Origin of the sequence: Bradyrhizobium sp. AZCC 1719, assembly GCF_036924525.1 — a bacterium.
GTDB lineage: Bacteria > Pseudomonadota > Alphaproteobacteria > Rhizobiales > Xanthobacteraceae > Bradyrhizobium.
This window is the reverse complement of the sequence record NZ_JAZHRU010000001.1, coordinates 2,520,445-2,545,815: the sequence shown is the minus strand read 5'-3', so window position 1 is coordinate 2,545,815 and position 25,371 is coordinate 2,520,445. Positions and strand designations below refer to the sequence as shown.

The window sequence follows — 25,371 nt, the reverse complement described above, 5'->3', positions numbered from 1 at the left end:
GGACAATGAAACTCCTGCGTCCCATATCGCTGCTTGCGGGCCTCTTGATGATGATGGCCGGCGCCTCCGCGCAGGTCTCGCTGACGCCGCCCGCTGCACAACCGCCTGCCAGTCCGCCGCCGGCGAAAAAGGAAGCGCCGCCCAAGCCAAAAGCGCCGCCCGCAGCGAAGCAGCCCGCTGCGCCACCGAAGCCGGCGCCAGCGCCCAAACCGGCGGCGACGCCCTCGCCCGCGCCCTCGCCCTCGCCGACGGCGGCCTTCGAGGATCCCAACGTCGATCTCGTCTACGGCGCCTATCAGCGCGGCATGTACAAGACGGCGTTCGATCTCGCGACGACGCGCGCGCAATATAACGGCGACCCAAAGGCGATGACGATGCTGGGCGAGCTCTACGCCAACGGGCTCGGCATCAAGCGCGACTATGCGAAGGCCGCCGATTGGTACCAGCGTGCGGCCGATGCCGGCGACCGCGAGGGCATGTTCGCGCTCGCCATGATGCGGCTGTCCGGCCGCGGCGGGCCGACCAATCGGGAACAGGCCGTCAAGCTTTTGGCCTCCTCGGCCAAGCTCGGCAACCCGAAGGCGGCCTACAATCTGGCGCTGCTCTACCTTGACGGCAACACGCTGCCGCAGGATGTCCGGCGCGCTGCCGAACTGCTGCGCGTCGCAGCCGACGCAGGCAGTCCGGAAGCACAATACGCGTTAGCTACCTTCTACAAGGAAGGCACCGGCGTACCGAAGGACATCGACAAGGCGGTGCGGCTGTTGCAGGCGGCATCGCTGGCCGACAATGTCGATGCCGAGGTCGAGTACGCGATCGCGCTGTTCAACGGCACCGGCACGCCGAGGAACCAGGTTGCGGCGGTCGCGCTGTTGCGGAAGGCAGCGCGGCAGAACTCGCCGATCGCGCAGAACCGCCTCGCCCGCGTGCTCGTGAGCGGCTTGGGGGTGCAGATGGACAAGATCGAAGGCCTGAAGTGGCACCTTGTCGCCAAGACCGCCGGCAAGGGCGATCCCGAACTGGATGAGAGGCTCTCGGAGCTCAATCCCGAGGATCGCGCCAAGGTAGAGGCGGCGGCGCGGAAATGGACCGGTACCGCCGACAAATCACGCCTTGACGGCGGCATATCAGCAGGGCACCCAGTCCCTAAACCCTGACGGCATTGCGCCGTTCCCTCTCACTATAAGCGCTCGCATCATGCTGTATTCAGCCCTTATCAACGTCATGGTGAAAGCCGCGCGCCGCGCTGGCCGCAGCCTCAAGCGCGACCTCGGCGAGATCGAGCATCTGCAGGTGTCGCTGAAGGGGCCGGCGAACTTCGTCACCAAGGCCGACAAGCGCGCCGAGGAAATGCTGTACGAGGACCTTGCCAAGGCACGTCCCGGCTACGGCTTCATCGGCGAGGAAGGCGGCACGCGCGAGGGCGCCGACAAGACCCACACCTGGATCGTCGATCCGCTCGACGGCACCACCAACTTCCTGCACGGCATTCCGCAATTCGCGATCTCGATCGGCCTGCGGCGCGAAGACACCATCATCGCCGGCGTGATCTACAATCCCGCCAATGACGAATTGTACATCGCGGAGCGCGGCAAGGGCGCGTTCCTCAACGACCAGCGGCTGCGCGTCGCCGGCCGCCGCCAGCTCAACGAATGCGTGGTCGCTTGCGGCCTGCCGCATATCGGCCGTGGCGATCATGCGCTGGCGCTGAAGGAAATGGCCGCGCTGCAAAACAAGGTCGCCGGCTTCCGCCGCTTCGGCGCCGCCTCGCTCGACCTCGCCTTTGTCGCCGCCGGCCGCCTCGACGGCTACTGGGAACGCAACCTGTCGCCGTGGGATATCGCAGCGGGGCAGATCATGGTGCGCGAGGCCGGTGGCACGATCTCTGATATCGGCGGCAATGACGATGCGCTGAAGACCGGGCACGTGGTCTGCGGCAACGAGTTCGTGCACGGCGAATTGGTGAAGATATTGGGGCCGCTCGACAAGTAGAGCGACGGTTCCAAGCCGCACGCCGTCATCATCCGGGATCGGCGATGCAGTCTTCCACAGACGGCGGAAGGACGAGGAGCCTCGGCGCTCCCAGCCAAAATATTGAAAACAACCCCATGCACAGTAGCCGGCGACGGTCGAAAATTTCTCGACCCACTATAACACCGACGTGACTACCCTTGCTGTTGATATTGCCTTTCACAAGAGCCTCCTTGCTTCAGGTCGAGCCGTTTGCTTCAGGTCGAGCCGTGCGAATCGCTGCGCTCTTTCGCCGTTGTGTCAGAGCCGCCTTTATGGGGCGGCTTCGGTCACCGCCGCGCCGCCTCTGCCGAGCACGAGGCAGGCCAATGGCTCATTGAGCTGGCTTCGTTGAGCCCGCGCCGGGATCAGCAATCGTCTCCCAGTTGTTGCCGCAAGCGGAACACCGCCATTCGTTGACAACGCCCGTGGGCAAATAGGTTGAACTGACCGGGGCAGTGACAAGTTGTTCGCAGCTGCAGGTATTGGTCCCTCGTGATGGAGAGCGGGGCAGCTCGCTGACCATTCTAGAAGCCCAGCGGCGCTCGAACCTTCGCTGAAAATGCAATGGATAGATGATCGACTTCATGGACTCCCTCCTGTTGGGCGGCGGGAGCACGGTACGGTCTCTCAGTCACTGAAGCCTTTTTACGATCGGTGATACTAGTAATATGGGGCTTGAGCCACCCTATGGCTAGTCCGACGCTCTTGGAAAATTTTCGCGTCGGCTGTGGAAATCGATGCTGCGCAGGACAATTCCGGGCGGCGTGCCCTCGAACTCCGTCGCCCGATATTTGTCGGCTGCGCACGCCTCGATGCGCTCGCGCAACCGCATGAACTGCCCCTCACGCTGGCCCGCTGCCATGCGCACCACACCATCCAGTTCATCCATGGCGGAGGTCGAGACCGCGCAAGGGATCTCCCTGTTGCCGTCGAGCATTGAGAACAGCACCACCATCCTGTCGTACTCGTAACTGATGAAGCGTCCGTGCGTGAGCGTCATGTAACTACTCCTTACGCGGCGCCGCGAGGCAGCCCTTTTTTGCCTCAACCCTGCTCAGTGAGCCGGGCAAAGTCCTTGAGGATGGCCGCGACGAGGTCGCGATGCCTCGTGTCTTCCGGCGCCAGTCCTGCGGCATACAGCTTCAGGACGTAGCGCGCCTTGGCGGCCGCCTCCGGCCACGATTCGGCGGGAAACGCCAGCAGGTGATCTTCGATCTCGGCGCGCCGTTCGCGCAGCTCCCGCGCATGGGTCTCGACTTCCGCCAGCGCGCGGCGGATGTCGGTCGCTTTCTGCGCCGCCATGCCGCGGTGGCTGTCGAGGTCGAGTGGTTCGTCAGTCATCGGATGTGCTCGCGTCGATGCGCTGGGTGTCCGACAAATCGACCGGGCCGATCGAGGCCACCTCCATCGCCAATCCGCGCGAGCCTTCCGCCGGCACCTCGATTATGGTGGCGACGCGGCGGAACGCCGCGAACGAAAGGCCCTCGATCGTCTCCTCATCGGTGACGACCTCGTAGGCGCCGGCGGGCAACAGGCGATCGATGCCCCTGATCCGGAACGGATGTTTGAAGGTGACGACTTCACGTCGGGAACGGATGGTCATGCGCGCCTGCCTTTCGCAAAAGTGCCGACGCCGGCGCCGCCCGCAGAGCAGCATGCGCTCCCTCCACCGCAATAGCCATCGCTTTCTTGCCGCGCGGCGAATGGAGGCGGTTCCTTGTCGCTTCCTGTGCGCTCTTGCCGCAGCCGGTGCGAAGCGTTTTGGCGCTCGCTGTTGCTGCTGGAAAAACAGCGTAGGCCGGCCATCACCGCATTTCCCACGGCATCCACCGGTGATTGAGGGTCGCGCTCCCGCCGCAAAGCGCAGGAGCATTCCCTTGCGGAATTTCGCCTGGCCGAGTGGATCCTGCCGCCCGTCATCGTCCCCCTGCTGCTTGCGATCGTCGTGATCGCGGTGGCAGTCCTCCATGCCGAAACTGAAATACCTGGTCAGTGGCAACCATGAAGGGGCCCGGGAAAATCTCGGCCGCGTCACGGCTGCGGCCGCGCTGAAGAACGCCAGGCAGTTCGTGCAAGAAGGCTACATCGAGGTGAGGATCTGCATTTGTTGCCGAACATTCCCGACGCCTCAGTGTTATCGAACGCACGATTGGAGACGGGACATGAAATACGCACTAGGTATTTTTGCGCTTCTGGCGCTCGCAGGTCCGGCGCTTGCCGATCCGGGTAAGGACGAAAGCGGAAAGTGGCGCGAGCGCGGCGCTTACAACTGGCAGGATGAAGGACCACGGCGCGGGCGTGGCTATCATCGTGCGGAACGAATCCCGCGCGGCCACCTGCCGCCACCGGGCTCGTGCAGAACTTGGTATCCTGGAATTCCGCCGGGTCACCAACCACCGCCATACCGGTGTTGATGGTTTGAGGCCGCCTCTGTTGGCGGCCTCTTTCATTTTCGCGAATATCACCTGTTGGCCCAACTCGGACCTCACACCACTGCGCGGCGATCTCCGTTGACCTAGGCAAAGCGAACTCAAACGCGGCTTCGTCCGACTCTGACCCAACTCTGAAATGAGCTGCTTATGCGGCTCGACCAGCGTCGTGACCGGCTCTCAAGCGAGCTGCACGGGCCCATGATCATCGCAATGATCGCCGTGCGGATGGTGCAGCCGGCCGTCTACGAGATAGTCGACATGATCGCCGTGCGGCACCGCTTCGTGTCCGCAATTTGGACCGTGTTTGTGCGAGCAACGGACTTCCGGCGTGCACTGCACGGGATTTGTGGTGTTGATCGCGATCGCATGCTCATCCACGTGATCCTCGTGCATGTGATGGAGATGGCCATCATGAAGGTAATCCACATGGCCGTCGTGGCGAATCGCGGTGTGCCCGCAGCCCGGCCCATGCTTGTGGGGGTGATTGTCGTGGTGGTTCTCGGTGCATTCGGCCATCGTCGATACTCCCTGCGACTCAATCTCCAATCGATACCCCCACTCAACCGCCAATTAATGGAATAGTTGCGGACGCCAGCCATCCCAGATTGATGTTGAGATGTGATGTTATAGTATTGCGTACATCACCAACTGGAGTGGAAGGTAACTTCCATGGCCCACTACCGAAAACCCATAGCTGCTGCGGTTGGACTCAACACCGGCATTTTCGTCGTTGAAGCGATCGCGGGCTATCAGGCTTCGAGCCTGAGCCTCATCATGGACAGCGTCCATAACCTGTCTGATGAACTGGCACTTGTCTGCCTTTACCTGGCATTCATCGTCGCCCGAGGGCCGTCCCAAAAGCTGCTGAGGAGCGCCAATCTCTTCAATTCAGTTGGCCTGATCGCAGTAAGCGGGTTGTTGTTGTGGCAGGCGGTCGAGCGTATGTGGAATCCCGTGCCCGTGCACGGGTTCGTCCCCATTATTGTCGGACTTGCTGCCGCTGCCGCGAATTGGGGCGTCGCCCGGCTACTGTTGGAACCGAGCCGTAACAATGCCGCCATCCGGCTCGCATGCATTCACAACATGGGTGACGTGTGGGTGTCGCTTGCACCGGTGGTGGCAGGGGTGCTCCTGCTCCTCACAAGCTATTCCTTTTTTGATTCTCTTATCGCAGGCGCCATCGCCGTCTGGATAATTGTGACTACGGGCCGTGAGGTATTCGAATCTCACGAGGAACTGATCTGGCCCGAAAAGATCGTTTGCGGTCATCCGGATCACGCTGAATCGCGTGCCGCCGAAAGTTAGTGATTTTCAAACTGAGCGATGACCGCTCCTGGCCCTTTGCGACCTGCCGACCGGTTCTGAAAATTGTCCGCTTATCGGGGTAGACCGGAAGTGATCGGCACACGGCTAAACCGGCGCTAATGACCCATCCCGGAAGTAGGCCCTAGTCCAGCAGCGGCCTGCCCGATATGCTTTGATGCGTGGGGCTGGAACTGAGACGTACGGTGGCCCGATGTACATATTCATTCGAAAGTACACCAAGGTTCGTTCGGTTGCGGATGCCGCTCGCCGCGCCAAAAGCGGCATCGGTCAGATCCTAAAGGAATCGCACGGATTCAGATCTTATTATGTACTGGATGGGGGCGAAGGCGTCGGAGTCGCTGTGATGATATTCGAGGACCGCGAAAGCGCCAATGCGGCGAACGATAAGGTACTGGAGTTTGTTCAGGCAAGCCTGTTTGAACTTAATCTTGGAGACCCCGAAATCATCGCCGGGGAGGTTTTGGTGAATATAGAATCTGATGCGTAATTGTTCGGAAAGACTACTCATCCGCTACGTGCACAAGCATGGCGTCGAGAGGCGGCCGTAGCGTTCGCCAACAAGAAAAGTCGTGTTCACTTGACCGTTGCGCGTGAACGCTAGAAGACTGTCTAGAGGAGTGCACGCGCGATGTCGCCTGTTGGTGAAGAGCTGAAGTCATCAGCGTCCGGGCGAGGCGTCGAAGATGTCCCAACTCGGACTTGACAGGCTTCCTTACACATCTGTGCGGTCGATCTCAAAAATTTGCATCCGCCGATGTGAGCCGGTTCACATCGACCCCGCACGTTTGGTCCCACCGTCAAGTGGGGCACTTCAACGTGGGAGAGAAAAAAATGCGTAACCTCTTTCTTGCCCTCGCGCCGAACCTCGGATTCATAAGAATGGCGCCGGGCGTGCGACTCGGCAATCATGCCCGGGCTGCATGGCGATGAAAGGCAGCCATCAAATGCCGTACAAACTTTGCGCAACAGTGCATCCAGATTGTCGGCTTCCGACTAGAAGTAGCATGGCAGACGTTAAAGTAACTTGCATCGAAGGAGAGCAACGTGGCGATACCTATGCCAAATTGCTTGCCGACGGTAGTGCCTTACGGCGCTGATCAGACCGTCTACCTTGTGTTCGATAGTTTCGGAGCGTCACGCAGTGATTGGCCTGAAAAACAGATCGAGCGGGACGACCTCGAAACGACCATCTCCGATCTCCTAACCGGCCAATTCAACGCCCCGGTTCGCGTCATGGCCTTCAACACACTTGACCACTGGATCGAGGATGTTTCCAACCAAGTAGCCGAAGATATTCAAGCCTGCTGCGATATCGATGGCGTACCAGTACCCGAACACGTCAGGGACTTTGTTGCAAGCCACACCGGCTTGGGCAAGCGGGGTGCTGATGTGAAGCTGGACTTCAACTGGAACAGGAAGGCGGTCGCGACCCCAACGAGACATAGGGCTTTTATGTCCCACACAGACCATGTCCGGAATCAGAATCCGGCCTTTTTCTTCGTCCGTCAGCAGACTGCGGTGATCAATTCGATCTGAGCGCATCTTGCCGAGTTTTGCATTGTCGCACCGGTCGGATGTAGGGGTGTCGATCCACCGCTTGGTAAACGGGAAAGTAGCGATCATTGATCTTTATCAAGGAGATCAAAAGGTCAGTCATAGTGGACGATCCAACTGCCTAGTCTAGGCGTCGACGATGTCCGATCAACGATCACTTACGCCAGAGGTAAATTTCCGCCGAGGCATTAGCTATGCCGGCGGCCTGGTCGCAATTGGAGTGATCTATTTCGCCCTGGCAAAAGGCGGCCTTGCTCTCGCCTCTATTCATCCCAGTGCAACGCCAATTTGGCCACCGACGGGTGTCGCGCTGGCGGCGGTGCTGTTATGGGGATATCGGACTTGGCCCGCAATTTTCACGGCGGCGGTGATCGCCAATGCGACGACCGCCGGCTCGGTTGCCACCGCAATTGCGATTGCGACTGGTAATTCTCTTGAAGCGGTTGTTGGCGCTTACCTGATCACTCGATGGTCGAGCGGATGTAATACGTTTTCGACGCCAAATTCTGTCGCGAAGTTTGCTCTGATTTGCTTCGTGATCGCGACGCCGATCAGCGCCAGCATTGGACTGACCAGCCTGGCAACTGCCGGGTACATCGAATGGACGAATTTCGCGAACGCCTGGGTCACATGGTGGCTGGGAGATGTGACCGGCGCGCTGGTCATCGCTCCCGTTATCGTGCTTTGGGCATCAAGCCATTACCATGCCTTCAACCGCAATCAATTTTTGGAGACGGTCGGCGTCCTCGCAACAGCGGCGGCCGTTGGACTCATTGCTTTCAGTCCCCTGATCGAGCAAACGCCGAGCCGAGATCCGCTGGGTTTTCTTGCGATCCTGCCAATGTTGTGGGCGGCGCTGCGCCGCGGTCCACGTGACACCGCAACGGTTGCGCTGGTGCTTTCCGGAATCACGATTTGGGGGACACTCACGGGCGGCGGCCCCTTCACGACCGCGGATCTCAACGCTTCATTCCTGCTGGTGTTGATGTTCTTGATCAGTATTACCGTTCCAAGCTTGCTGTTGAGCGCCGACGTCGAGGTGCGCAAGAAGGGGGAGAAACGTCTGCGCCGCGCGCAGATCGAACTAGAACGGAAGGTCGCAGAGCGTACGCAAGAGCTTGAGCTCGCAAATGCAGCAAAATCGCGCTTTCTTGCCATGGCAAGCCATGATTTGCGGCAGCCATTACATGCACTAGGCTTGTTTATTGCACAGCTGCGCACGCCGCTCAGATCGGGGGAAAGGACAAGGACGATCGAGCTGGTCGATGCAACGCGCAAAGAAATGGATGAAATGTTCAATTCGCTCCTGGATATGTCCAGACTCGATGCTGGGATCCTTACACCCAAACTGACTGAATTCCCGATCGCGCGCCTGTTGCAAAAAATTGAGACGACGTTTGATCAGGCAACGCTAGCAAAGGGCTTGCGTCTACGCGTTAGGCGAAGTGACTCCTGGGTGAGGAGCGACGCCATGCTGCTCGAACGCATACTCCTCAACTTGGTATCCAATGCTGTGCGTTATACATTGCGCGGCGGGATCATTGTCGGCTGTCGTCGGCGCGGTGAAATGTTGCGTATCGAAGTATGGGATAGCGGTCCCGGCATTCCTGAGGATCAGAAGCAGAATATCTTTGGCGAGTTTTTTCAACTTGCTGCCCCAGAACGGTACCGGCACGGCGGCCTGGGGCTCGGCCTGGCTATTGTCGACAGGCTTCGCCTACTTCTCAACCATCAAATCGACTTAGCTTCGACTGTGGGCCGAGGTTCGCGATTCGCAATCCTGGTGCCGATGGCCGATGAATGCGTCACGTCCACCGAGCCCATCGACTCACCTCACCCCGTAGCCTTTGCGGTCGAAGGCAGGGTAATTCTTGTTATTGCCGATGCCCCAATTGTGCAGGAGGGAACGGGCGGATTGCTTGGCAAATGGGGATACTCCGTCCTTACCGCCGGATCCGACGAAGCGGCACTTATCCAACTTGCCGAGCGCCAACAACGCCCCGATCTTATAATCTCGGACTATCATCTTGCGAGCGGAAAGACGGGGATCCGAGCCATTGAACAAATCAATGCGGCGTTTGGTTCATCAATCCCAGCTATTCTCATCAGCGGCGATACGGCACCTGAACCATTACGTGACGCTAAGGATAGAGGATACATTTTACTGCACAAGCCTGTCGACCCAATGCGGCTCCGCGCTGTCATGCAAGAGCTCTTTATGGATCATGACGATAGGAGAGATACCGGGCCGGCTTTATGATTCAGATTTCGGCGACGATTCCCAGCCCATTTTTCCTACTTTTATTACTGCCTCGGTGCGGCTCGTTACGCCGAGCGCCTTGAGAACGACCGTGATGTGGTTCTTCACTGTCGGCACTGCCATATTGAGGGTCTTGGCAATGACCTTGTTGCTTTTTCCCTTCATCAGGAGCGCAAGCACTTCAATCTGCCGATCGGTCAATCCGAGACCCTTAAGAGTGTCGCGCGTCGCTAGCTTATTTGTAGGCCGCGGAGACGTTGCTTCCTCCAGAATTTCCGAGGGAATGTAAATACCGCCGGAGAACACTAACTTAATGGCGTTGAGCATGACCTCTCGTTTGGTAGTTTTCGGGATGAAACCCAGAGCGCCAAGTTTGAAAGCGCGCTTGACTGTGTCTTGATCATCCGAGGACGAAAGAATGATGATAGCAATGGTCGGATAGCGGTCTCGCAGTTCGCGGAGGACAGAGAAGCCATCTCGATCAGGCAAATTGATATCAAGTAAAATGAGGCTGATGTCGGGATGTTCCTCGACTATGTGCATTGCCTGACGGCTGTTCGAAGCTTCAAATATGACGGCTTCTTGCTTCAGTTGTTTCAGGACAGCGTGCAACGCCTCGCGAATCAATGCATGGTCGTCGACAATGAGAACTTTCATGAAAAGCTCTCCGTCATCCCATTGCACGGAGATCCAAATAAAAGAAAATCATACACCCACCTTCGGGTCTTTGGCGAGGAAGAGGCTGTTGGAAGACTGGCTCCCGAAACCATCCATCCTCCATCCTTGGCCCAACCAGCGGTCCACCGTCAGCCACTCAAGGTAGGAGCCGAATGCCGTTGTGTGCTGCAATTGTAATCAGCTCACGGTAGGACACCGAAAAAGCGAGTGCGGACGACGAGACTCGCGGGACTCAGAGTCTCCTTCGTCCATGCGCAATGGTGAACGTCCATGATGCGTCTGACGGACGTCAATTGATGCCGAGGTCTGTACGGTACCTTGATCATAGGACCTAGGAACCTCTCTGTGTGGACCTCCGGCTGATTGACGCGCTGTGCCGTTGAACGATGATCGTCAATAGCCTCACGCGCTAGGATGTTCTACCAAGCGCCGCCATATGATCGTCATCGCAGCTTTCGTCGCCGGGTTCGGCGTGAAGCAGCGCCAGACTGCGGCGTTGGTACGATCCGACAGTGCGGCGGCGATGTTTTTTGTCAAATTCGGTCCCTCTTGAAGCGTGCTCGCACGCCGGACGGGCAACCAGATGCATGATCGAACTGCCACCCCGAAGCCATTGGCAGGCGCGCTGCCGGAGCCGAAAGGCTACGGCCGCGATCTGCGCATTGATGCCTGCCGCGGCATCGCGCTCTGGTGCATCTTTCTTGACCATGTCCCCAACAACATCGGGAGCTGGCTGACGCTGCGTAACTACGGCTTCAGCGATGCCGCGGAAGTGTTCATGTTCGTCTCGGGTGTGACCTGCGCGCTGGCCTACGGCAAAGCACGGCGGTGCGGGGGCTGGACCGGCGTGATCGGCCGAACGCTGTGGCGAAGCTGGGATATTTATGTCGCATTTCTGCTGCTCACGCTCGCCTGCGCCATCATGGTTCACCTCGCAGGCGGCGGCCGTCTTGCCGACGAGAGCAATACGCGCATTCTGTTGGAACAGCCGGGCGTGACGCTCGCGCACGCGGCGATCCTGCAATACCGCCCCGTCAACACCGACGTCTTGCCGCTGTTCGTGCTTTATCACCTTTTGTTCGCGCCGCTGCTGTGGCTGCTGCTGCGAGCACCGAACGCAACGCTCGGCGCGTCGCTGTTGCTTTACGCACTGGTGCACGTCTTCGGCTGGACCATCCCGGCATGGCCGAACAACCACTGGTTCTTCAATCCGCTGGCCTGGCAGCTGCCGTTTGTGCTTGGCGCGTGGTGGATCATCGAGGGCGGGAGATTCCGGCCGTCGGTGACCTCACGCACGGCGCTTGTGGCTGCCGTTCTCTATCTGGTGTTCAGCCTGATCATCGCATTGAGCTGGAGCATCAAACCGCTGGAAGCGCCGGTCCCGCAGGCGCTGCTGACGCTGCTTTACCCGATGGACAAATCGAATCTCGATCCATTGCGACTGCTGCATTTTTTGGCCCTTGCGGTTTTGGTGATATGGGTCGTGCCTCGCGATTGGCGAGGGCTGACGACGGCGGTGATGCGCGGCGCCATTCTCTGTGGCCAGAACTCGCTGCCAATCTACTGCCTCGGCGTTCTGCTGACGTTCGCCAGCCACCTTGCGCTGCTCGACATCTCGGAGGGGCTGACGATGCAGATCGCGCTCAGTGTTGGCGGCGTCCTGGCAATGATCGTGGCGGCGATGCTGCTGAACTTGATCAAGGTCAAACCCAGGCAGCAGCCGCACGCGACGCCCGCCGACCTGCCCGTCGAGCAGCCAACCAAGCTTGAGCTGGTCATCAATCTCAAGACAGCCAACGCGCTCGGCGTTTCCGCCCACGCTGCTCGCCCGTGCCGACGAGGTGATCGAATAAAGATGCTGTTTGCTCCGGTGCGCGAGTCCGGCTGCGGCGCTGATCCAGTGCCAGCAATCGCGCACGCCTTCGGGCCACCGGCGAAAAATGTGGCTCAGGACGTGAATTAGAGACTGTGGGGCCTGCCCCTTATTCTTCTTCCGACCATCGTACAGGAGCCAAGGCCATGATTTCCCACCCAAGGACCCACAAGGGAGCGGTGCTGATCGCGGCGTGGGTGATGTTTGCCTGCGTAGCGGCATTACTGTCGGTCAACCTGACATCACCCACCAGCGCCGCGCTCGGCGCTGACTGGCAGTGTAGCCGGTTTGCGCTCGTAATCACGACCTGCACCCCGGTGCGTGCACATGAGACCGTTTCCACTGGCGTGCGCAAGCGGACCTAGTACACGACAAACCGGACGCCATGCTGCGAATGTCAGCTGAAATCAGCGGACACCCTCTGCGAGGGCTCCTTTCCTAGGTTGAGTCGGGCTGCCGATACGCTTGGCTAACTCCAACAGCTGCTCGGTCTGACGCTCGGTTGGAAACTTAGGCGGATGATATGCCATCTTGGGTCAGGAATTCCTGGAACCAACGATCCCTACGTGGCAGCACCGATCATGAGAACGCATTCGTGGCGCGGTGGCGCGGTGCATGTCCGGCGACTTCGGGTTCTTCGCCTTGATCCAACGCGGTGATCGGTCAGCCCGATAAGGCCGAAGCAAGTGTGCAAGGCAAGTGATTGCTGTTGATCCAGCCTTCCTGTGGTGGCGGTCTGCCACGGCCCTAGTGCGGCAGTTAAGGCATCGTCCGTTCATGGCCCATAGCGTCGTTTCGCTGTTATGCAGTAGCACGTCGGCTATCGGGGCATGGCGGACTCTGGCGCGGCGTCAGCCCGGCAACTTTATGAGTTCACGGACTGGATGCATCGGCCGCCGCCTACGCTAAAGTTTCTCGACGGCCTGAGACCGCAAGTCCCGGCGAAGCCCTGGCGTCTCGGGGTCACGGAGCATGACAGCGTCTATGACTTCACCGGCGCCGGCGGGCCAGCCACCTCGGCTCCGGCCACCTCCTCCACCTTCTCCCGGTCCCCCGCCAGCACGCGCTGCACCGAGACGAAGAACACCGGCACCATCAACAGCGCCAGGATCACGACCGCGATCATGCCACCCATCACGCTGGTGCCGAGCGCCTGCTGGCTGGCGCCGCCGGCTCCCGTCGCAATCGCCATCGGCAGCACGCCGCAGACGAAGGCCAAGCCCGTCATCAGGATGGGGCGGAAGCGCAGCGAACAGGCTTCGACCGTCGCTTCAATCAGCGGCTTACCTTGCGCACGCAGATCCTTGGCGAATTCGATGATGAGGATGGCGTCTTTCGCCGCCAGGCCGATGATAGTGATCAGGCCAACGGTGAAGTAGACGTCGTTCGGTAGCCCCCGCATGGTCGCGGCAATCACCGCGCCGCAGATGCCGAGCGGCACCGTCAGCAAGACCGCGAGCGGAATGGTCCAGCTCTCATAGAGCGCAGCAAGCAGCAGGAACACCACCAGCACCGAGAGGCCGAGCAGGAACGGCGCCTGCGATCCCGACAGCTTTTCCTGCAGCGACTGGCCGGTCCATTCGAAACCGAAGCCGCGCGGCAGCTTGTTGGCCAGCCGCTCCATCTCTGCGATGGCATCGCCGGAGGTGAAGCCGGGCTTGGCTTCGCCTGAGATTCGCACGGCGGGATAATAGTTGAAGCCCGCGATCTGGGTCGGCCCCTTCGACCACTGGACCGTGGCGAAAGCGGAGAACGGCACCAACTGACCGCGGCTGTTCTTGACGTTGTAGTTGAGGATGTCGTCGGCGTTCATGCGGCTGGCGCGGTCGGCCTGCACGATCACGCGCTGCATCCTGCCGCGGTTCGGAAAGTCGTTGATATAGTTCGAGCCGAGATTGGTCGAAATCGTCTGGTTGATGTCCTCGAAGGTGACGCCGAACGCGCCGGCTTTTTCGCGGTCGATCATAAGATTGACCTGCGGCGCCGGCGGCAGGCCCTCGACATAGACCTTCTGCAGGATGGGGCTGGCGTTGGCTTCAGCGATCAGCCGGTCGGATGCGGCGACCAGCGCCGGATAGCCCTTCTGGCCGCGGTCCTGCAGGCGGAACGAGAAGCCGGAGGAATTGCCGAGATTGTCGATCGGCGGCGGCTGCAGCGCGGAGATCCTGGCGTCGCGGATCGACGAGAGCTCGCGGTTGACGTCGGCGACGATCGCGGCGGCGGAATCCTTTTTGCCCCGTTCCGACCAGTCCCTCAGCGTGATGAAGGCTTGGGCCGTGTTCATGCCCTGGCCGAGGAAGCTGAAGCCAGTGAGGAACGTGACGTCCTCGACGCCGGCGCGATTGAGCAGATACTTCTCCACGGCCTGGACCGCCGCTTCGGTTCGGGCGTAGGAGGAGTCGGACGGCGTCTGCACGTCCGTCGTGATGAAGCCCTGGTCGTCGACCGGCAGGAAGCCGCCCGGCAGCCGGACAAAGGCCCAGCCGAGGCCGATGAGCAGCGCGGCGTAGATCAGCATCAAACGCCCGGTGCGCTTCAGCGAGCCCTGCACGGTGCGCGAATAGCCGCCACGGCTCGTCTCGAGCACGCGGTTGAACCAGCCGAACACGCCCTTGCGCGCATGGCCGTGGCCGGCCTCGACCGGCTTCAACAGCGTCGCGCACAGCGCCGGCGTCAGCGAAAGCGCCAACAGCGCGGAGAAAGCGATGGCCGAGATCATGGTGACCGAGAACTGGCGATAGATGATGCCGACCGAACCCGGGAAGAACGCCATCGGCACGAACACGGCCATCAGCACCAGCGTGATGCCGATGATGGCGCTGGTGATCTGCGACATCGCCTTGCGGGTCGCTTCCTTCGGCGGCAGGCCCTCTTCCGCCATGATCCGCTCGACGTTCTCGACCACGACGATGGCATCGTCGACGAGAATGCCGACCGCCAGAACCATGCCGAACATGGTCAGCATGTTGATGGAATAGCCGGCCGCCATCAGCGTCGCACAGGTGCCGAGCAGCGCCACCGGCACCACAATGGTCGGGATGATGGTGTAGCGGATGTTCTGCAGGAACAGGAACATCACGATGAAGACCAGCACCACCGCTTCCACCAGCGTCATCAACACCTTGTTGATCGAGGCCTTGACGACGGGCGTGATGTTGTAGGGGATTTCGTAGCCGATATTGGCCGGAAAGAATTTTGACAATTCCTGCATCTTGGCTTCGACAGCGCTCGCGGTGGCGAGCGCGTTGCCGGTCGGCGACAGCAGCACCGAAAGGCCCGCCGTCGGCTTGCCGTTGAGCCGCGTGTTGAACTGGTAGCTCAAGCCGCCAATCTCGATGCGGGCGACGTCGCGCAGCCGCACCGTCGATCCATCCGGATTGGCGCGCAGCGTGATGGCGCCGAATTCATCCGGCGATGAGAGCTGACCCTTGACCAGCACCAGCGCGGAAATCCTCTGCTCCGGCGTGCTCGGCTCGGCGCCGACGCTGCCCGAGGCGACCTGGGCATTCTGCGCCGAGATCGCCTTGTTGACGTCGTCGGCAGTGAGGCCGTAGCCGACCAGCTTGGCCGGATCGACCCAGATCCGCAGCGAACGTTCGGTGGAATAGAGCGTGGCGCGGCCGACGCCGGGAATGCGCCTGATCTCGCCGAGCACGTTGCGGATCATGAAATCGCCGAGGCCGATTTCGTCGAGCGAGCCGTCGGACGAATTCAGCGTAATGATCTGCAGCACGGCAGAGGAGGCCTCCTCGACCAGGATGCCCTGCTGGATCACCGCGCGCGGAAGCCGCGCCTCGACGCGCTTGAGTCGGTTCTGCACTTCGACCGACGCCGCACCCGTCTCCGTGCCGGGCACGAAGTTGGCGATGATCTCGACCTGCCCCAGCGAGTCGGAGGTAGATTCGAAGTTGAGGATGCCGGAGGCGCCGTTGAGCTCCTCCTCGATCAGCCGCGTGACGCTGTTGTAGAGGTTCTCCGGCGACGCGCCGGGATAGCTGGTCGAGATCGAAATCGAGGGCGGTGCGATGATCGGATATTGCGCGACCGCCAGCAACGGGATCGAGATCGCGCCGATCAGGCAGATGAAAAGCGCGACCACCCAGGCGAAGATCGGCCGGTCAATGAAGAAGGAGGGCATGTCCCGGTCTCAGCGGGACGCTTGCGCTGCCGGTGCTGCCGGTATCGTCCCAACCGAGGCATCCGCATCGATCCACGCCTTCGCCTTGACCTTGTCGCCGGCAACAAACTTCTGGAACCCGTCGACGATGACGCGGTCGCCCTCCTTGAGGCCATCGCTGATCAGCCACAGGCCGTCCTGCATCGGGCCGGTGCGGACCGGCTGCGTCGCGACGCGGCCGTCGTCCTTGACCACGAAGACCTCGCTGCCGCCGCTGGCATCGCGCTGGATCGCCTGCTGCGGCACGGCCATGGCATCGGAATCGATGCCCTGTTCGATCAGGACGCGGACATACATGCCGGGCAGCAGTTCGCGATTCGGATTCGGAAACTGTCCGCGCAGCGTGACCTGCCCAGTATAGGCGTCGACCTTGGCATCGGAGAACAGAAGCTTGCCGGGGATCGGATAGACCGGACCATCGTCGAGCACGAGGCGGACCTTGGCCACGTCGGGCGCGATCCGGTCGAGGTCGCCGCTTTCGAGCGCACGGCGCAGCTTGTTCATCTCTGCGATCGATTGGGTGAAGTCGGCGTAGATTGGATCGAGTTGCTGGATCGTGGCGAGGCTTGTGGTTTCGTTCTGCACCACCAGGGCGCCTTCGCTCACCAACGCGGCGCCGACGACGCCGCTGATTGGCGCACGGATTGTTGCATAGTCGAGATTGAGTTTCGCGCGGGCGACATCGGCCCTGCGGCTGCCAACTTCAGCCTCAGCCTGGCGTTGGGCTGCGATGGCCTTTTCGTTCTCGGCCTCAGGCGCCGCGCGCTGGCTGGTCAGCGTCGCAATGCGCCGGGCGTGCTGGGTGGCGAGATCGAGCGCAGCTTCCGCCTTGTCCAGCGCGGCTTCGCTCGCCTGCAGTTCCACTTCGAACGGCTTGGGGTCGATCCGGTACAGCGGATCGCCGGCCTTCACCTCGGTGCCCTGCTGGAACAGGCGCTCGACGACGATGCCCGAAACCCGCGCACGGACTTCCGACACCCGAGTGGGTGCGATTCGGCCGGGCAACTCACGAATGATGGCGCGGGCCTGAGATCTGACGGTGAAAGTGCCCACTTCAGGCTCGGGCGGCTTTGCCGCTGCGGTCGCGGCGATCGGTTCATTGCAGCCAGCCAAAAGCGGCGCCATCGCAGTCAACATCACAATGATGCATGCCGATTGCGTTCGTAGTCCGGACATTGAAAGCATTGCCCCAGTTCAGGTTGGAGGGCGCGAATTGAGCATTCGCGACGTTGTCGTAAGTAGTCTTGGGAACTCACGGTTGATGGAAGATAGGATAGGGACAGGGTGCTGCGACGCAATACGGTTTCGCGGCGGCCCAATGTCACATAACGCTATCACACTGAATTACCGCCGATTTTTCCGGACTCACTTGATTGTGAGACGGTTCCATTGCGCTTGGGTCGGAAACAGACGGCCGGGAATACGCCGTTTCGCTGCATATGATTGCAGCAGATGACCGCGCGGGAGGCATCCGGCACGAATCAGTTAACGCCGGGCTAAGCCGCCGCCTTGAGCCGGTAATGGCTGATGCCCCACTCGCTGCCACCGGCGTAACCGAACAGGCCTGCGGTGGCGAGCAGGAACCAGCGCCAGCGCCGCATCCACAGCGCGGTCTCGCCGCCATAGACCTTGCGAAGCACGCGCTCGATTTCGTCGCGATGTCGGTCGAAATTCGCCAGCCAGTCCTGCGCGGTGCGCTGATAATGCATGCCGCTCCAGCGCCATTCCTTTTCGACCCCGAACAGGTCGGCATATTGCCGGATCAGGTGATGGCTCGGCATCACGCCGCCGGTAAAGAAATGCCGCGCGATCCAGTCCTCGCCATCGGCGCGATCGAACAGATGGGCGCCGGAGCGGTGGGTGAAGATGTGCAGGAAGAAGCGGCCATCGGGCTTCAGCCATACGCGCAGACGCATCATCAGTTCGCGCCAGTTCATCATATGTTCGAAGATCTCGATCGCGAGGATGCGGTCGTATCGCGCTTCCGGTGCGAACAGGTTCACGTCTGACGTGACAATGCGCAGATTGGCCAGACCACGCTTTGCGGCTTCGCCCTCAATACATTCGCGCTGCGCGTTCGAGTTGGAGACCGCGGTAACTTGCGAATGCGGGAACTGCCGCGCCATCCACAGCGACAGCGAACCCCAGCCGCAGCCGAGTTCGAGGATCGACTGCCCGTCGGCCAGATCGGCATGCTCCACCGTCTGGCGCAGCGCCTCTTCCTCGGCCTCCTGCAGGGTCGACGCCGCTTCGCGGTAGAAGCAGCAGGAATATTTCCGGTTGGGACCGAGCACGCGGGCAAAGAAAGCGGCCGGCACCTCGTAATGCTGGATATCGAGCGCGTCGGCATATTCGATGGCGCGTGCCGCCATTTCGTCGGCGAGCCAGGCATCGCTTTCTGCATTTCCGGTGGCGAGCTTCGTGGCGGTGCGTGAGCAGAGCTGGTGGATTGCGGCCCGGACAATGACGTCGGGCAGCGGCACCCGCTCGGCGGTGCCCATGATCGTGGAGACGAAGCTCATGACCACTCCCTCCCTTTTTGGCACGATCCTTTTCAAGAACCGGTCCCCGCTATGGGCTAACGCGACCCTCCGGGTGGATCATGTCGGTGGCGCCGGGAAGAATGGGCTGGTGCGCAACCGGCAGTCGCGATAGCGCCACTGCCGGGCGCTGGGCGGTGCACCCACGCCTCCGGATATAAGAGCGTCATGGAAAATCCCGGTTGGACATCGAACCGTTCCAAAATACGCTGATGTCAAAGCCGGGTTTCGGGAAGAGGTTCCACCACCGTCGGCCCGAAATCGCGGCTTGCCAGCTTTTTTCTCCAGCCCGCTGTGCCATATTGGCCGCCAGCGCGCCTTTTCGTAACCGGATGACACCCCGCAAATGCCTTCAGGCCCCTCCTCCCGCTCCGAAATGGAGATCGAGCTGAGCAAACTGTCCTCACCACGAATTTTCCTGGTGCGGATGCTCGTGTTCCTGGTGCTATGCGCGCTGGTCATGGTCGTGCTCTACAAGCAGATCATCGTGGCGTTCTTTGCCAATCCTGGCCTTAACGCGCTGATCGGCGGGGTGCTCCTGATCGGCATCATCCTGTCGTTCCGGCAGGTGGTTCGGCTCTATCCGGAAGTGGCCTGGGTCAACAATTTCCGCATCGCCGATCCGGGGCTCGCGATCGACCGGCGCCCGAAGCTGCTGGCGCCGATGGCGGCGATCCTCGGCGGCGAGCGCTCGGGGCGCATGAGCATCTCGCAGCAGACCATGCGGCACTTGCTGGATTCGATCGCGACACGGCTGGACGAAGCCCGTGATATTTCCCGCTACATGACGGGCTTGCTGGTCTTCCTCGGCCTGCTCGGCACCTTCTGGGGCCTGATCGAAACCGTCGGTTCCGTCGGCAAGGTGATCGACGGCTTGAAGGTCGGCGGCGATGCCGGCTCGCTGTTCGACACCCTGAAGGAGGGATTGGCCGCGCCACTCGGCGGCATGGGCATTTCGTTCTCGTCCTCGCTGTTCGGCCTCGCGGGCTCCCTGATCCTGGGCTTTTTGGACCTGCAGTCGAGCCAGGCGCAGAACCGCTTCTATACCGACCTTGAAGACTGGCTCGCCTCCACCGTGCGCGAATATGGCGATGGCAGTTCCGGGATCGGCGGCGAACTGCAGCATGCGATGGAACGTATCCGCGCAGTGGTGGAAGAGAGCGGCGGCAGCCGCAACACCACGGCGGCGATGGCCAATCTGGCCGAGGCGATCCAGGGCCTGGTTGCGCATATGCGCACCGAGCAGCAGATGATCCGCGAATGGGCCGACGGCCAGGGCGAACAAAACCGCGAGATCAAGAAGCTTCTGGAGCGGATCGCCAGGCAGCCCGAGAAGAGCTGAAGTGGAAAGTTCGTGTCTCGGACGCGGCGCAGCACGCGAAAGCGCGTTTACGCGCGTCTTCGACACGCTATGGTGATGCGACGCAGAGCCGGGACCCAACACGAATAGGTCCCGGCTCTGCGGCGCAGCGTTTACACGCTGCGCCGCGTCCGGGACAGATATCGGAGACAATAAATGGCCCTCGCCCGTGCACGCCGCAGTGAATCCGGCTTCAACTACTGGCCAGGCTTCGTCGATGCGCTGTCGACGCTGGTGCTGTCGATCGTGTTCCTGCTGTCGGTGTTTTTGGTGGTGCAATTCTTCCTGTCGCAGGAGGTCACCGGCAAGGACAAGGCGCTCGAACAACTCAACGCCAAGATCGCACAGTTGAACGACCTGCTGTCGCTGGAAAAGCTCGGCAAGATCACGCTCGACGACCAGCTCGCGCAATTGCGCGCCGGCCTCGCCGCCGCGGAAGGCGAACGCGACCGCATCAAGGGGCTTTACGATGGGTTGAGCGGTGCCGGCGACGCCCAGGGCCGCGCCAACGAGCTCAACAAGGCGCTCGAATCCGAAAAGGCGGTGACCTCGCGCGCGCTCGCCCAGATCGAGGTGCTGAACCAGCAGATCAGCGCGCTGCGCCGCCAGCTTGCGGCGCTCGAGGAAGCGCTGGAAGCCTCCGAAAAGCGCGACAAGGAATCCCAGGGACGGATTGCCGATCTCGGCCAGCGCCTGAACGTCGCGCTGGCGCAACGCGTGCAGGAATTGTCGCGCTACCGTTCGGAATTCTTCGGTCGCCTGCGCGCCATTCTGGGCAATCGCCCCGATATCCGCATCGTCGGCGACCGCTTCGTATTCCAGTCGGAAGTGTTCTTCGATACCGGCCAGGCGGTGCTGCTCCCCGAGGGCCGCTCCGAACTCGACAAACTCGCCACTGCGCTGATCGATCTCGACAAGCAGATACCGAGCGAGATCGGCTGGGTGCTGCGGGTCGACGGCCACACCGACATGCGGCCGATCAACTCGCCGCTGTTCAAGTCGAACTGGGAATTGTCGTCGGCGCGCGCCATCTCCGTGGTGCAATATCTGGTTTTCCTCGGCGTTCCCGCGCAGCGGCTGGTCGCCGCCGGCTTTGCCGAATTCCAGCCGCTCGATTCGGCCCCCAACGAAGACGCCTACAAGCGCAACCGCCGCATCGAACTGAAGCTGACGGAACGGTAGTGGGATATCATACTCGCTTCTACCGTGCAGATGATGAAGCAGCGGCAATTGAGCTGTGGCATCGCACTTGGCAGGAGGCGTATCCCGAGATCGACGTCACCTCACGGCTGGAATGGTGGCGCGGCCGCTGGCGCAACGATCTCGTACCGAAAGCCGAGATTGTGGTCGCGGAACAGGAGGGCGGCGCGCTGGTCGGTTTTGTCACCGTCGATCGCGAAGGCTATCTCGACCAGCTTGCGGTTGCGCCAGAGCATTGGGGCTCCGGCGTCGCTCACCTGTTGGTCGAAGAGGCCAAGCGCATCTCGCCGAAGGGCGTCACGCTACTCGTGAATAAGGACAACGCGCGCGCGATCCGCTTCTACGAGCGCAACGGGTTTGAACATGCCGGCGAGGATGTAAACCCGACCTCGGGCCGGCCGGTGCTGAAGATGGAATGGAAGGCATAACACCCTCACCCAGGTCCGCTACACGCCCTCGAACTGCAGCCGCGCCAATCGCGCGTACAGTCCGTTCGCCGCGACCAGCTCGGCGTGCGTGCCCTGTTCGACGATCCTGCCCTGGTCCATCACCATGATGCGGTCGCAGGACAGCACGGTGGCGAGGCGATGCGCGATGACGAGCGTGGTGCGATGGCGCATCAGCTCTTCCAGCGCGGTCTGCACCAGCGTCTCGCTTTCGGCATCGAGCGCTGACGTCGCCTCATCGAGCAGCAGTAGCGGCGCGTCGCGCAGGATCGCGCGCGCGATCGCGATGCGCTGGCGCTGGCCGCCGGACAGCGTTACGCCGCGCTCGCCGAGTTGCGCCTCGAAGCCGCCGGGCAACTTGCGCAGGAATTCGGTGGCGTGCGCGAGATCGGCGGCGCGCTCGACCTCGGCGTCGGTGGCATCGGGCCGGCCGAAGCGGATGTTTTCGCGCGCGGTGGCCGCAAACACCACCGAGTCCTGTGGCACCAGCGCAATCCGCGAGCGCACGTCAAGCGGATCCGCCGATTTGACCGGCACGCCGTCGAGCGAGATCGTGCCCTTGGCCGGATCGTAGAACCGCAGCAGGAGATGAAACAGCGTGCTCTTGCCCGCACCCGAGGGACCTACGATCGCGACCTTCTCGCCGGCCTTGACCGAGAGCGAAACCTGATCGATCGCAAGCACGTCCGGCCGCGCCGGATAGGCAAAGCTGACATTCTCGAACCCGACGTCGCCGCGCGCCGGCTGCGGCAGCGCAACCGGTTGCGCTGGCGCCGTGATCTGCGACTTGACCCGAAGAATCTCGAACAGCCGCTCGGCCGCGCCTGATGCGGCCGAGACTTCGCCCCAGACCTCGCTAAGCTGTCCGAGACCGGCGGCGGCGAACGCCGCATACAGCACGAACTGACCGAGCCGGCCCGGCGTGATCTGGCCGGTCAGCACGTCGTGCGAGCCGACCCAGAGGATCGCCACCACGCTGGAGAACACGATGAAGATGATGATCAGCGTCAGCACCGCGCGCGCCCGCGTTGAGCTGCGCGCTGCCTCATAGGCCTGTTCAACCTCGCCGCCGAAGCGGGCAGTGGCCATCCGCTCGCTGGTATAGGCCTGCACGGTCCTGATCGCGCCGACCAGTTCGGAAGCGTAGGCGCTGGCGTCCGCCAGCGTATCCTGCGCGTTGCGCGACAGCCGCCGCACCCAGCGCCCGAACGCCACCAGCGGGATCACGATCACAGGAATTGCCAGCAGCACGAAGCCTGAAAGCTTGGGGCTCGTGATCACCATCATGGTGGCGGCGCCGATGAACAGCATCATGTTGCGCAGCGCGATGGATACCGAGGCGCCGACCGCGGACTTGATCTGGGTGGTATCGGCCGTCAGCCGCGACACCAACTCGCCCGAACGCGCGGAATCGAAAAACGCGGGCGAGAGTGAGATCAGATGCGTGAACACGTCGCGCCTGACGTCGGCAACGATGCGTTCGCCGATCGTCATGACGAGGTAGTAACGCGACGCGCTGGCGGCGGCGAGCACCGCGACGACCGCGATCATGACGCTGAAATAGCTGTTGATCAGGGCGATGCCTTCGGGACTGAAGCCGAAATCGATCATGCGCCGGACCGCGATCGGCACGACCAGCGTGGTGATCGCCGCAACCGTCAACGAAATGAAGGCGAGCGCCGCGCGCCAGCGGTAGCGCGCGACATAGGGCGCGAGCGCCAGCAGCGGGCGCAGCCTGGCGCCGGTCCTGGCCGGCGATTGCGTCAACTGGCTCTCGATGAAGGCCTCTTCCTCGAGCAGGGCGTCACGCGGCGGCGTGCCGCGGGGGGCTTCAATCTGTTCCACTGCGCTCATGAAATTCGACCCGTTTTTCTGCCCCCAGATAGGCCTCCGCGCCCCCCTCTGGCAAATCCGGGAGATTCCCAATCAGGACATATACGTAGCTTGTTTTGACAGGCTTCCTGAGCTATAGAGCCGCCAAATCCCGTATCCCCTGACAGTTGAGACGGGCGCCGGCGCGCCGAAGGATATGCCATGAAAGCCGAAATTCATCCGAATTATCATACGATTACGGTCGTGATGACCGACGGGACCGAGTACCAGACCCGCTCCACCTGGGGCAAGGAAGGCGACAAGCTGAACCTGGACATCGATCCCAAGTCGCACCCGGCCTGGACCGGCGGCTCGCAGCAGATCCTCGACCGCGGCGGCCGAGTGTCGCGCTTCCAGAAGAAGTTTTCAGGCTTCCTCAAGAAGGACTGAGCGGTTTCGTCCGTTCCGTTCGTATCCAGAATACAAAAACGCCCCGGTTTCCGGGGCGTTTTCGTTTGCGGTTCACTGCCGCGTCATTCTCCGATGCGCAATTGCGCATCGTAGATGGTCCGAAGGACCAGACCCGGAATCTCGAGATTCTCAGGTGCGCAATTGCGCACCATAGTTCGATGCTGCGCATCGCCCCGGAATGACGGCGGTGAGATCTGTTCGACTTACTGCTCGAACGCCGCCTTCAACCTGTTGAGCTGCGGCACCAGCGGATTGCCGATCGGCGCGCGTTCGGCGGGCGCCGCGTGGATCGAGATGTCGAGGCGACGGACCCGCGTCTGCAGGCTCATCGATCGCGCAATCAGATCCTGCAATTGCTGCGGAAGCTTCTCGATCATGTCCTCCGGCCCGGGATCGGCGGCCGTCAGCTTGACCTTGGTCTTTTCCCGATTGGCCTGGGTCAGCGTCATCTCGCCTTCCTTGACCGCGCGATGCAGCAACAGCCATGACGCAAGCTGCATCAGGCGGGTGGTCAGGCGCATGCTTTCGGTTGCGTAAGTAAGGCTGACAGAACGTTCGAGCGCCTTGGCTTCGGTGCGGCCGTCGCCATCGAGATAGGCGGCGGTTTCCTCGACCAGATCCATGCCTTCCCGGAAGAGAGCTCCGAACGCCGCCGAATTAGTCAGCCGCTCGCTGAACAGAACGAGCGCGGATTCGCTTTGCGAACGGTCCGCCATGGTTAACGCCCTCACGCCACTATTTGCCCCACCGGCTGTGAACCACCGGCTTATGATGAACAAATCATTGCTCGGGCGAAGTCGAGAGTCCAGCGGCAACCGGATTTATGGTTTCCAGCTCGTGGGGGCACAAAATAGCCGCGGAGAGATCGGGTAGGAGGAAGCCTTGCGGCTTCCCCCTCCCACACCACCGTACGTACGGTCCCGTATACGGCGGTTCCTGTCGTGTCCGCTCTGCGATCCTCAGTGCCTGTCACCCTCAAAGCGCTTTGATCGTACCTCGCGGATTCCGTCCACGACCTCAGATCTAAGCCCGCTCGCGCGGCATCTGCTCAAGGCGATCAGAAAAGCGGTCCCAGCTTCTCCGACAAGTTCAGCCCTTCATCGGTTGGTCCGACTACTACGGCCTCTGCTGACTTCTGCCGCCCCATCCCGACGCCTTGCGACGCCGGTAGCACACCCGTTGCCGGGGGCAGGACGACAGACCTCCCAGGGTTAGTCGCGTGACCTTCG

General features: G+C 61.5%; 23 protein-coding genes. 14 read left to right on the top strand and 9 right to left on the bottom strand.

The window, feature by feature from the left end; translation table 11 throughout:
• Positions 1-5 precede the first annotated feature (5 nt).
• Both V1292_RS12010 and V1292_RS12005 read left to right on the top strand, forming a co-directional pair.
• Positions 6-1,157: a tetratricopeptide repeat protein gene (locus V1292_RS12010; protein ID WP_334372740.1), complete on the top strand. Its 1,152-nt coding sequence runs from the start codon at positions 6-8 to the stop codon at positions 1,155-1,157.
• Positions 1,158-1,197: 40 nt separating this feature from the next.
• Positions 1,198-1,992 carry an inositol monophosphatase family protein gene (locus V1292_RS12005; RefSeq protein ID WP_334372739.1) on the top strand — a complete coding sequence of 265 codons (795 nt, stop codon included), beginning with the start codon at positions 1,198-1,200 and terminating at the stop codon, positions 1,990-1,992.
• Positions 1,993-2,704: 712 nt separating this feature from the next.
• Here V1292_RS12005 and V1292_RS12000 read toward each other — a convergent pair.
• Genes V1292_RS12000 through V1292_RS11990 form a run of 3 tightly spaced genes read right to left on the bottom strand, consistent with a single transcriptional unit; the run spans position 2,705 to position 3,616 of the window.
• Positions 2,705-3,013, bottom strand: a complete 309-nt coding sequence (locus V1292_RS12000; protein ID WP_334372737.1) for a DUF1488 domain-containing protein — start codon at positions 3,011-3,013, stop codon at positions 2,705-2,707.
• 44 nt (positions 3,014-3,057) lie between these two features.
• A complete protein-coding gene (locus tag V1292_RS11995) occupies positions 3,058-3,354 on the bottom strand; it encodes a hypothetical protein (RefSeq protein WP_334372735.1) in 297 nt (98 codons plus the stop codon).
• Entirely contained in the window at positions 3,347-3,616 is a 270-nt protein-coding gene (locus V1292_RS11990) for a hypothetical protein (RefSeq protein ID WP_334372734.1), read from the bottom strand. The genes V1292_RS11995 and V1292_RS11990 overlap by 8 nt, the downstream gene beginning before the upstream one ends.
• A gap of 364 nt (positions 3,617-3,980) precedes the next feature.
• Here V1292_RS11990 and V1292_RS11985 point away from each other — a divergent pair, with 364 nt between their 5' ends.
• The 6 genes from V1292_RS11985 (at position 3,981) to V1292_RS11960 (ending at position 9,585) form a co-directional block, all read left to right on the top strand.
• Positions 3,981-4,427: a hypothetical protein gene (locus V1292_RS11985; protein WP_334372732.1), complete on the top strand. Its 447-nt coding sequence runs from the start codon at positions 3,981-3,983 to the stop codon at positions 4,425-4,427.
• Between the two features lie 165 nt (positions 4,428-4,592).
• Positions 4,593-5,027, top strand: a complete 435-nt coding sequence (locus V1292_RS11980) for a hypothetical protein (protein WP_334372730.1) — start codon at positions 4,593-4,595, stop codon at positions 5,025-5,027.
• A gap of 87 nt (positions 5,028-5,114) precedes the next feature.
• Complete coding sequence (locus tag V1292_RS11975; RefSeq protein WP_334372729.1) at positions 5,115-5,750, top strand: cation diffusion facilitator family transporter; 636 nt, start codon at positions 5,115-5,117, stop codon at positions 5,748-5,750.
• A 211-nt stretch (positions 5,751-5,961) separates the two neighbouring features.
• Positions 5,962-6,258: a hypothetical protein gene (locus V1292_RS11970; protein ID WP_334372727.1), complete on the top strand. Its 297-nt coding sequence runs from the start codon at positions 5,962-5,964 to the stop codon at positions 6,256-6,258.
• A gap of 557 nt (positions 6,259-6,815) precedes the next feature.
• Positions 6,816-7,307 (top strand): hypothetical protein, encoded by a 492-nt coding sequence (locus tag V1292_RS11965; protein ID WP_334372725.1) that lies wholly within the window; start codon positions 6,816-6,818, stop codon positions 7,305-7,307.
• A gap of 157 nt (positions 7,308-7,464) precedes the next feature.
• The gene (locus V1292_RS11960; RefSeq protein WP_334372724.1) at positions 7,465-9,585 is read left to right on the top strand and encodes an MASE1 domain-containing protein; all 2,121 of its coding nucleotides are present in this window, start codon (positions 7,465-7,467) and stop codon (positions 9,583-9,585) included.
• Here the strand turns inward: V1292_RS11960 and V1292_RS11955 are convergent.
• The gene (locus tag V1292_RS11955) at positions 9,580-10,242 is read right to left on the bottom strand and encodes a response regulator transcription factor (protein WP_334372722.1); all 663 of its coding nucleotides are present in this window, start codon (positions 10,240-10,242) and stop codon (positions 9,580-9,582) included. The two genes, V1292_RS11960 and V1292_RS11955, sit on opposite strands and share 6 nt — an antisense overlap.
• A gap of 604 nt (positions 10,243-10,846) precedes the next feature.
• Between V1292_RS11955 and opgC the strand changes: the two genes are divergently transcribed.
• Both opgC and V1292_RS11945 read left to right on the top strand, forming a co-directional pair.
• Positions 10,847-12,226 (top strand): OpgC domain-containing protein, encoded by a 1,380-nt coding sequence (opgC, locus tag V1292_RS11950; protein ID WP_334372720.1) that lies wholly within the window; start codon positions 10,847-10,849, stop codon positions 12,224-12,226.
• 56 nt (positions 12,227-12,282) lie between these two features.
• Positions 12,283-12,501: a hypothetical protein gene (locus V1292_RS11945; RefSeq protein WP_334372718.1), complete on the top strand. Its 219-nt coding sequence runs from the start codon at positions 12,283-12,285 to the stop codon at positions 12,499-12,501.
• A 617-nt stretch (positions 12,502-13,118) separates the two neighbouring features.
• Here the strand turns inward: V1292_RS11945 and V1292_RS11940 are convergent.
• The 3 genes from V1292_RS11940 to V1292_RS11930 all read right to left on the bottom strand — a co-directional run bounded on the left by V1292_RS11940 (position 13,119) and on the right by V1292_RS11930 (position 18,835).
• Positions 13,119-16,274, bottom strand: a complete 3,156-nt coding sequence (locus V1292_RS11940) for a multidrug efflux RND transporter permease subunit (RefSeq protein ID WP_334372716.1) — start codon at positions 16,272-16,274, stop codon at positions 13,119-13,121.
• A 9-nt stretch (positions 16,275-16,283) separates the two neighbouring features.
• Positions 16,284-17,489 carry an efflux RND transporter periplasmic adaptor subunit gene (locus V1292_RS11935; RefSeq protein WP_334372714.1) on the bottom strand — a complete coding sequence of 402 codons (1,206 nt, stop codon included), beginning with the start codon at positions 17,487-17,489 and terminating at the stop codon, positions 16,284-16,286.
• A gap of 320 nt (positions 17,490-17,809) precedes the next feature.
• Positions 17,810-18,835 carry an SAM-dependent methyltransferase gene (locus V1292_RS11930; RefSeq protein ID WP_334372713.1) on the bottom strand — a complete coding sequence of 342 codons (1,026 nt, stop codon included), beginning with the start codon at positions 18,833-18,835 and terminating at the stop codon, positions 17,810-17,812.
• A 364-nt stretch (positions 18,836-19,199) separates the two neighbouring features.
• Here V1292_RS11930 and V1292_RS11925 point away from each other — a divergent pair, with 364 nt between their 5' ends.
• The 3 genes from V1292_RS11925 to V1292_RS11915 all read left to right on the top strand — a co-directional run bounded on the left by V1292_RS11925 (position 19,200) and on the right by V1292_RS11915 (position 21,841).
• Complete coding sequence (locus V1292_RS11925) at positions 19,200-20,195, top strand: flagellar motor protein MotA (protein ID WP_334372712.1); 996 nt, start codon at positions 19,200-19,202, stop codon at positions 20,193-20,195.
• 174 nt (positions 20,196-20,369) lie between these two features.
• Complete coding sequence (locus V1292_RS11920) at positions 20,370-21,395, top strand: peptidoglycan -binding protein (protein ID WP_334372711.1); 1,026 nt, start codon at positions 20,370-20,372, stop codon at positions 21,393-21,395.
• Entirely contained in the window at positions 21,395-21,841 is a 447-nt protein-coding gene (locus V1292_RS11915; RefSeq protein WP_334372709.1) for a GNAT family N-acetyltransferase, read from the top strand. Before V1292_RS11920 ends, V1292_RS11915 begins: the two co-directional genes overlap by 1 nt.
• 18 nt (positions 21,842-21,859) lie before the next feature.
• Here V1292_RS11915 and V1292_RS11910 read toward each other — a convergent pair whose 3' ends face one another.
• The gene (locus V1292_RS11910; protein WP_334372707.1) at positions 21,860-23,713 is read right to left on the bottom strand and encodes an ABC transporter ATP-binding protein/permease; all 1,854 of its coding nucleotides are present in this window, start codon (positions 23,711-23,713) and stop codon (positions 21,860-21,862) included.
• Positions 23,714-23,893: 180 nt separating this feature from the next.
• On the opposite strand from V1292_RS11910, the gene rpmE reads away from it, so the two are divergent.
• Positions 23,894-24,121: a 50S ribosomal protein L31 gene (gene rpmE / locus V1292_RS11905; RefSeq protein WP_057833964.1), complete on the top strand. Its 228-nt coding sequence runs from the start codon at positions 23,894-23,896 to the stop codon at positions 24,119-24,121.
• 224 nt (positions 24,122-24,345) lie between these two features.
• On the opposite strand, the gene rcdA is transcribed toward rpmE, so the two are convergent.
• Complete coding sequence (rcdA, locus tag V1292_RS11900; RefSeq protein WP_334372706.1) at positions 24,346-24,858, bottom strand: protease adaptor protein RcdA; 513 nt, start codon at positions 24,856-24,858, stop codon at positions 24,346-24,348.
• Positions 24,859-25,371 lie beyond the last annotated feature (513 nt).